Source organism: Kandleria vitulina DSM 20405 (assembly GCF_000702065.1).
GTDB classification, from domain to species: domain Bacteria; phylum Bacillota_I; class Bacilli_A; order Erysipelotrichales; family Coprobacillaceae; genus Kandleria; species Kandleria vitulina.
The window spans coordinates 1-8,050 of sequence record NZ_JNKN01000054.1 but is presented as its reverse complement, the minus strand read 5'-3'; the positions used below and the strand labels follow the sequence as shown (position 1 = coordinate 8,050).

Genomic DNA, 8,050 nt, shown 5'->3' with positions numbered 1-8,050 from the left:
AGGATATTATGTTGATACCGTTGGAAAGAATACAAAGAAAATAGCTGAATATATTCAAAATCAATTGAAGGAAGATAGAGAATATGATCAGCTGTCAATGGATTTTGAAGATCCGTTCAAGGACTACACAATAGAGAAGAAAAGAGTAAATAAAAGAACGAAAAGATAAATGCTCGGGCAGTTGGCGGAGCCGTACGAAGTAATAGTACGGTTTACGTACCGTGCTAGTAGGAGCAGGGCTATGCCCGAAACTGAAAAACCTCCGGCTATGCCGGAGGATATTTATTATTCTTTATTCCTTTGAGCAATAACTCTTTCTTGAAGCTGTTCATTCATGAATTCATAATCAAGGAAGCTCTGATCAAAGAATCCTTGTCCTTGTGTTATTGAACGTAAGTCAATCGCGTAGTTCATCATTTCATTCTGAGGTGCTTCAGCAGTAATCTTAACAAGATTATCATCAAGAATTTCCTGACCGATTACTCGAGCACGATGTTTATTAAAGTGTGACATGATATCACCCATGAATTCATCTGGAATGAAAACATTCATGGTGACATAAGGTTCAAGAAGTACTGGCTTAGCTTTAGGAATACCTTCCTTAAAGCACATCTGTGTAGCTGTCTTGAAGGCCTGTTCACTTGAATCTACTGAATGGTAGCTACCATCCACTAATGTAGCCTTAATGCCAAGAACAGGATAGCCGGCTAATACCCCATGTTTTGTAGCTTCAATTAATCCTTTTTCTACAGCAGGGAAGTAGCTCTTTGGAACAGCGCCACCAAATACTTTTTCTTCAAATACAAATGGCTTATCATAGTCATGAGATGGTTCAAAGATAATTTCTACATCACCATATTGACCATGACCACCAGATTGTTTCTTATATTTAGTACGCTGAGTGACTTCTCCCTTGATTGTTTCACGATAAGGGATAATAACATCACTTAATTCTACATCTACTTTATATTTATTCTTAAGACGAGAAATCACTGAATCTAAGTGAATATCACCTAAACCATAAAGTACCTGCTGCTTTGTTTCAGGATTAGTCTCAAATCTTAAGCAAGGATCTTCTTCTAAGAATCTTGCAAGAGAAGCAGAAATCTTATCTTCATTTGTCTTTCCAATTGGTTTTAATGCCTTGCCATAATATGGCTGTGAGAACTTGATTGGCTCTACTCCAATTGGGAATTGAGGCGAAGATAATACATCATTTGTCTTCGTATGATCAAGTTTCATGATGGCACCAATATCACCAGCATTAAGTTCATCTACTTCAATGGTATTCTTTCCTTGCATGATATAAAGCTTACCAATCTTTTCTTCACCTTTAGAACGCTGATTAATCATCGTTGTATTAGGTCTTAAAGTACCAGTAAGTACTTTTACTAAAGAAATACGACCAATAAATGGATCAGAGTAAGTCTTGAAAACCTGACATGCAGGAGGAAGCTTTTCATCAAATCCAACGATTTCATCTTCATCAGTTAAATTATTATGGATAATATATGAATTGCTCATATCCCCACTAGCACTGAAGAATGCAACCATTGAATTAAGGATGATTGAAATACCAATCTGATTAGTCCCACATAGTACCGGAATCAATGACTTATTGACAACACCCTGTCTTAATGCAAGAGAAATCTCTTCTTTTGTAAATGGTTCTTCATTTAAATATTTTTCAAGCAGTTCGTCACTCGTATTGGCAACCGCTTCATCAATCATTGCTTTAACAGGTTCAATAAGATCATCCATTCCTTCAGGAATAGGACAAGCTTTAGTCTGTGTGCCTTCAAAGATTCTACCTTCCATCTTTGCGACATTGACATAACCAATCATCTTATTATTTTCCATGATTGGCACCTGAATAGGTGCAATGATACGACCGTATGTTTCCTGAAGCTCTTTTAGCTTTTCGGAATAATCAGCATTCGGATAATCGATGCCGTTGATATAAATGATACGCGCCTTATCATGCGCTTTATACATTGCCTGTTTCGTTCCTGTGGTCAAGCCTTTTGTAGCTGGAACAACGATCAATGCACTCTCAGCTACAGCTAAAGCAGCTTCGATTTCACCATTGAAATCAAAGGCACCCGGTGTATCGAGGAGATTGACCTTACAGTTATTCCATTCAACTGGAATAACACTTAATGATAAGGAAGACTGTCTTCTTATTTCTTCCTGATCATAATCCGATAAAGTATTCCCTTCTTTAATAGTACCAACACGGCCTATCTGACCACTACGATAAGCCATGGACTCAATTACGCTTGTTTTCCCACTTCCAGAGTGACCAAGAACCGCAACTGTTCCCATTTCGTTGGAGTGATAGTTTCTCATGATATCATCTCCTTTACATTATGTTTTGAAACTTCATGACTACATTTTAACACGTTTATTTTTAAAAGAAAACGCTTTCAAAAGAAAAGGGTGAAATAGACAAAAAAGCATGTTACAATAGGGTATGTTTTTAAGGAGGCGCCTTATATGGACTACACAGGAGTGGCATTATTAATAGGATTATTTGTATTAAATGCGTGTTCATTATATTTTATAACCCAGTCAAACCTCATGATTTCAGGGGGAATGAACATTGCAGCGATGCTTGCGACAGTCGTTTTAGCTTATCATTTTGAACAAATGAACCATATTGCTATTGTAATTATTGCATGTTTTGTTGTAGTATTATGCGTCGTAGGCTTAAAGTTATATCTGAAACATAAAAATAAAAATAAGGAGTAAGGTTATGGAAACAAAGACATTTGAAATCGTTATGGAAGATGGAGGCATCATGAAAGGTGAACTTTATCCAGAAGTTGCCCCTATCACAGTTGAAAATTTTGTTAAGCTTTGCAATAACCATTTTTATGATGGTTTAATTTTCCACCGTGTCATTAAAGGATTTATGATCCAGGGTGGTGGATATGATACATCAAAAAGAAATAAAGAAACAGGTGCTATTAAAGGTGAATTCGCTTCTAATGGTGTAAAGAATGATTTAAAGCACACTAGAGGTGTTTTATCTATGGCAAGAACAATGGTTCCTGATTCAGCTTCTTCTCAGTTCTTTATCATGCATGCTGATGCACCACATCTAGATGGAGAATACGCAGCATTCGGTAAAGTGACAGAAGGATTAGATGTAGTAGATAGAATTGCGAACGTAAAAACAGGATGGCAGGATTGCCCTGTTGAAGATGTAGTAATCAAAACAATCAGAATCTTATAATATCTCGATATTATAAGAAAATATATCTAGTTTTCCTAAAAATCTAGCTTTTATAAAAAAAGAGCTATATAATATATTTGTATTAAGTAAGGGGGTCGTTTCTTTGAAAGAAGGTATTCGTAAAGAATATAAGAAAGTCTATGATGCGACAACAAAACGTATTGATATTGTAGATGTCCCTGAATTCAATTTTATTATGATTGATGGCATTGGGAACCCTAAAGTAGAAGAATTTAGATTAAAAAAACACGCACTTAAAATATTATCTCAGGAAATCAGAGAGTATTTTAAGAGGGAAAAAGACTTGATTTATCTTATTTCTCCTTTAGAAGGCTTATGGGATACTTATGACAATTCACAGTTTGATGTCACTAGAAAAAAGATGATTCGTTTTACCTTAATGATGGCACAACCTAAGCTTTTAGATGAACAGACGTTTGAAGCAATTAAACAGGAAACAGCTAATAAGAAGGATAATCCATATATTGTAGATGTCTACCTCAAGAAATTTAAAGAGGGTGAATGTGTACAGACATTGCATAAAGGTGCTTATAATACTGAAATCAATGATACAATAAAGATTATGGAGTACATTACAATTCAGAATATGAAGCTCACAGGATTCCATCATGAAATTTATCTGAAGGATGAAGAAAAGGTACCTGAAGAAAAACTAAAAACAATCGTACGATACGCAATTGAGGAACAGGGAGCATAAATGCTTCCTGTTTTTTACAAGGAGGAACTATGAAACTTATTTCTTGGAATGTTAACGGTATAAGAGCTGCCGTTAAAAAAGGATTTGAAGAGTTTTTTGAAGAAAGCAATGCGGATATTTTTGCGATACAGGAAACAAAAGCACAAGTAGACCAGATTGCTTTAGACTTCCCAACTTATCATGCTTACTATAATAGTGCTGTAAAAAAAGGATATAGTGGAGTGGCAATCTTTACAAAAGAAGAACCACTATCTGTTTCTTATGGCATGGGGATAGAAGAACATGATCAAGAAGGAAGACTGATTACCCTAGAATATGAACAGTTCTATTTTATTGGATGCTATACACCCAATAGTCAAAAAGAACTTGCTAGATTAGATTATCGAATGAAGTGGGAAGAGGACTTCCTGGCTTATATTGATGAACTAGATCAAAAGAAACCTGTCATTTTATGTGGAGATCTTAATGTTGCTCATAAAGAAATTGATCTAAAAAATCCACAAAGCAATCATAAGAACGCAGGCTTCTCTGATGAAGAAAGAGAGAAGATGACAACTTTATTATCACATGGCTATATTGACACATTCAGATACTTCTATCCTGATAAAGAAGGAGCCTATTCATGGTGGAGCTATATGTTCAAGGCCAGAGAAAGAAATGCTGGATGGCGTATTGATTACTTTATTGTCAGTGAAAGACTTAAAAATCAATTAGAAGATAGCCTGATCTATAATGATATCATGGGCAGTGACCATTGCCCGGTAGGCTTAATAATGAAAGGATAGGTGTACTTATGAAGAAAATCATGATTATTTCAGATATTCATGGATCATATGATGATCTTAAGCAGGTTATATCTTTATATAATAAACATCACTGTAATCAATTGATTATTTTGGGTGATATTCTCTATCATGGACCACGCAATGATTTACCTGAAGGCTATAATCCTAAAAAATGCATCACTCTTCTTAATCAATATAAAGATGAGATTATTGCAGTAAGAGGAAACTGTGATGCAGAAGTGGATCAGATGGTTCTAGAATTCCCAATGAGAAGTGACTATCTTCTTTATAATATAGATGATCTTACATTCTTTATTACGCATGGTCATCTTTATAATAAAGATAACTTCCCACCACTTCATAAAGGTGATGTTTATCTTTATGGTCATTTCCATGTCCCTGTCTTTGAAAAAGAGGGGGACTACTACAAGGTCAACCCATCCTCGATCGCCTTACCAAAAGAGGGAGAAAAGGGGTTCTTAATCTATGAGAATCACCATTTTGTAAGGTATAATTTGGATGATATTCCACTAAACAACTACAGAATATAAGAAAAAACGGTTTCTGATAAAGAAACCGTTTTCAGAATGTGAAAATAAAACTTCCCTTTAAATCGGCTTTTTTTGTCATTTTTGTGGAAATTATTTAAAAATGGGGTGTTTATGAAAAAAGTTGAGATTGACTTTTCAAGCGCTTACACATATACTTAAGGTGTCGAAAATATTTTAATAGGGAGGAAAAAATATGGACGGTTTTGCTGATGTCATGGGACGTGCCGGTGCTTGGGCAGGCCAAAATAAATATCTTGGTGCAATCAAGAACGCGTTCCAGAACTATATGCCAGCAACTATTTCTGGTGCTGTTGGTGTATTGTGGACTAATGTATTAGTCAATGACCAGACAGGTTTAGGTAAGCTTTGGAAACCAATCATGGCTCTTAGCGTACTTAACCCAATCTTTACTGCATTACAATATGCAACTATCTCATGTATCACAATTGGTGTTACTATGCTTGTAGCTTCTGAAATTGCTGAAGCTAATGGTGAAACAGGAGCTTATCCTGCAGTCTTAGGATTTATCCTTTGGTTAATGGTTACTCCAACTTCTTTCGCAGCTGGTGACTTATCTACTACTTTAACATCTACTAAAGGTAATACAATCAGTATTAAATTAGCTGATTTATTCAATACTGCAGGTGTTAAGGGTGCTATCGCTAGCGCTGCTAAGAGTTTACCAGCAGGTGATTCTATTGGAAGCAATCAGACAATCACTATTGATAACTTCTCATATCAGGGTATTTTAAGCAATTATACTGCTGCAACTGGTTTATTCACTGGTTTAATTGTAGCTATCGTTGGTATGGAAATTTATAACATTTTCCGTAAGAATGATCATTTAAAGATCAAAATGCCAGAACAGGTACCACCAGGGGTTGCTAAAGCATTCGAAGTATTAATTCCTACTTGCTTAGCTTCTATCGTAATTGGTGCAATCGGTTTAGTATGTCAGTTAGCTACTGGTGCAGAAGTTAACGCATTTATCTATAACATGGTACAGGCTCCAATGCAGTCTATTATCGGTGATAACATCGTAGCTGTCATGTTCATGTACTTAGTCATTATGTTATTCTGGTGTGTTGGTATCCATGGTAACAACATGTTAGCAGCCGTTAAGGAACCAATCTTCAGACCTTTACTATATGCTAACACTGCTGTAATCACAGCTAAACCAAAAGCTTCACAGTCAGAAATCCCATATGTTATGAACTTAACAATGTTACAGATGTTCGCTGAATGGGGAGGTTCAGGTGTTACTCTTGGTTTAGTAGCAGCTATCTTCGTATTTGGTAGACGTGAAGAAAACAGAACTATCGCAGGTATCTCTTTAGTTCCAGGTTTATTCAACATCAATGAAACTATGACATTTGGTATTCCACTTGTATTGAACCCAATCTTAGATATTCCATTCATCTTAGCTCCAATCGTATGTATCTTCATTGGTTGGATCTTAGTAAAAACTGGATTCTGTCCTAAGATCGTTCTTGAAGTACCATGGACAATGCCTCCAGTAATCTTCGGTTACGTGGCAACTGGTGCTAAAATAATGGGTGCAGTTTCACAGTTATTAGTATTTGCAGTATCATTTGTAATCTACTTACCTTTCGTATTAATCTACGAAAGACAGCAGAACAAACAGGACGCTGTAGATTAATTTTGAAAATTGCATGATGATGTAAATCACATGCTTGCCATGCGATGGATCACATCTATGATCCATCGCTTTTTATTTAATAACGAGCGAAAACGTTTACAAAACAATTTGTAATGACTATTTGATTTATGTATAATTGTAAAAAGGAAAGTGAGAAGTATTATGGATAGACAAGAATTTAAACCTAGAAGAAATTTGGCTGTAGGCTTAACATTGGGGATGGTTCTTCTATATACATTCTGGCATACATTGCTATTTATCAGTGATGCTTTGTATATGAGCAAGAATGCAGATGCAGCTGCAATGGCTAGTTTCAATCTAGAAATGAAACAGGCAATTGTTTTGCTTATTTTTGCAGCAATCATGACTTTCTACTTTGTAGGATGCAGACCATATCTATATGTGATTGAGAAAAAGGAAATCATTTCTAAGAAGAGATGGTTTAAGGATAAACATCTTGATCTCATGAAGGCAGAAATTGTAACTGATCCAGTGCCAAGATTAGCTGACCTTGTTACAAGACCACATGCAATCGAAATTTATGACATGGAAAAAAGAAGACATAAATATTTCCCTGTCGATGCTGCTGGATTTACAAATGCTGTTGTAAAAAGCAATAAACGTATTCACTGTACAGTCAAAAGCTATACTGATCGCTATAGAAAGATTTCTAGACGTGATCGTAGAGAAAATGAAAGACGTAGAAGACGCAGTGCTTAAACCTATGGTAAACCCATAGGTTTTTTGCTTCTAAATAGCCCAAAATGGCGATCTGAGAGATTTTTGTAAAAAATTATGAAAAAAATGCTTTACAAAGAGGAGAGGTGATGATAATATAAGTGAGCACTCAGCGAGAGCCGAGTGGCCTGAACATTGAAAACTGAACAGAAACACGTCAAATAGATGAGTGAGAAAACACTCGGAAATAAAACAAGCAAGCAATTAACAAGAGCCAAAAGATGGCTCCATTGATAGACAATGGAGAGTTTGATCCTGGCTCAGGATGAACGCTGGCGGCGTGCCTAATACATGCAAGTCGAACGGGAATCTTCGGATTCCAGTGGCGAACGGGTGAGGAATACATAGGTAACCTGCCCC

General features: G+C 36.0%; 8 protein-coding genes, 1 rRNA gene and 1 pseudogene. 9 read left to right on the top strand and 1 reads right to left on the bottom strand.

Annotation, left to right across the window (positions count from 1 at the left end; genetic code table 11):
- Nucleotides 1-169: pseudogene (locus tag T513_RS12250) on the top strand (IS200/IS605 family transposase); the annotation flags it as partial.
- 116 nt (nt 170-285) lie between these two features.
- On the opposite strand, the gene T513_RS0109150 reads toward T513_RS12250, so the two are convergent.
- Nucleotides 286-2,349: an elongation factor G gene (locus tag T513_RS0109150; RefSeq protein ID WP_031589852.1), complete on the bottom strand. Its 2,064-nt coding sequence runs from the start codon at nt 2,347-2,349 to the stop codon at nt 286-288.
- A gap of 147 nt (nt 2,350-2,496) precedes the next feature.
- Between T513_RS0109150 and T513_RS0109145 the strand changes: the two genes are divergently transcribed.
- The 8 genes from T513_RS0109145 to T513_RS0109110 form a co-directional block, all read left to right on the top strand.
- Nucleotides 2,497-2,751 (top strand): hypothetical protein, encoded by a 255-nt coding sequence (locus tag T513_RS0109145; RefSeq protein WP_029071563.1) that lies wholly within the window; start codon nt 2,497-2,499, stop codon nt 2,749-2,751.
- A 4-nt stretch (nt 2,752-2,755) separates the two neighbouring features.
- Nucleotides 2,756-3,238: a peptidylprolyl isomerase gene (locus T513_RS0109140; RefSeq protein WP_029071564.1), complete on the top strand. Its 483-nt coding sequence runs from the start codon at nt 2,756-2,758 to the stop codon at nt 3,236-3,238.
- Nucleotides 3,239-3,341: 103 nt separating this feature from the next.
- Nucleotides 3,342-3,956, top strand: coding sequence for a GyrI-like domain-containing protein (locus T513_RS0109135; protein ID WP_029071565.1), 615 nt, complete (start codon nt 3,342-3,344; stop codon nt 3,954-3,956).
- A 29-nt stretch (nt 3,957-3,985) separates the two neighbouring features.
- Nucleotides 3,986-4,741, top strand: a complete 756-nt coding sequence (gene xth / locus T513_RS0109130) for an exodeoxyribonuclease III (protein WP_029071566.1) — start codon at nt 3,986-3,988, stop codon at nt 4,739-4,741.
- Between the two features lie 8 nt (nt 4,742-4,749).
- On the top strand, nt 4,750-5,292 hold the full coding sequence (gene yfcE / locus T513_RS0109125) for a phosphodiesterase (protein ID WP_031589851.1): 543 nt from the start codon (nt 4,750-4,752) through the stop codon (nt 5,290-5,292).
- Between the two features lie 193 nt (nt 5,293-5,485).
- Entirely contained in the window at nt 5,486-6,952 is a 1,467-nt protein-coding gene (locus T513_RS0109120) for a PTS sugar transporter subunit IIC (RefSeq protein ID WP_031589850.1), read from the top strand.
- A gap of 162 nt (nt 6,953-7,114) precedes the next feature.
- Entirely contained in the window at nt 7,115-7,672 is a 558-nt protein-coding gene (locus tag T513_RS0109115) for a hypothetical protein (protein WP_031589849.1), read from the top strand.
- Nucleotides 7,673-7,927: 255 nt separating this feature from the next.
- A 16S ribosomal RNA gene (locus T513_RS0109110) occupies nt 7,928-8,050 on the top strand; the annotation flags it as partial.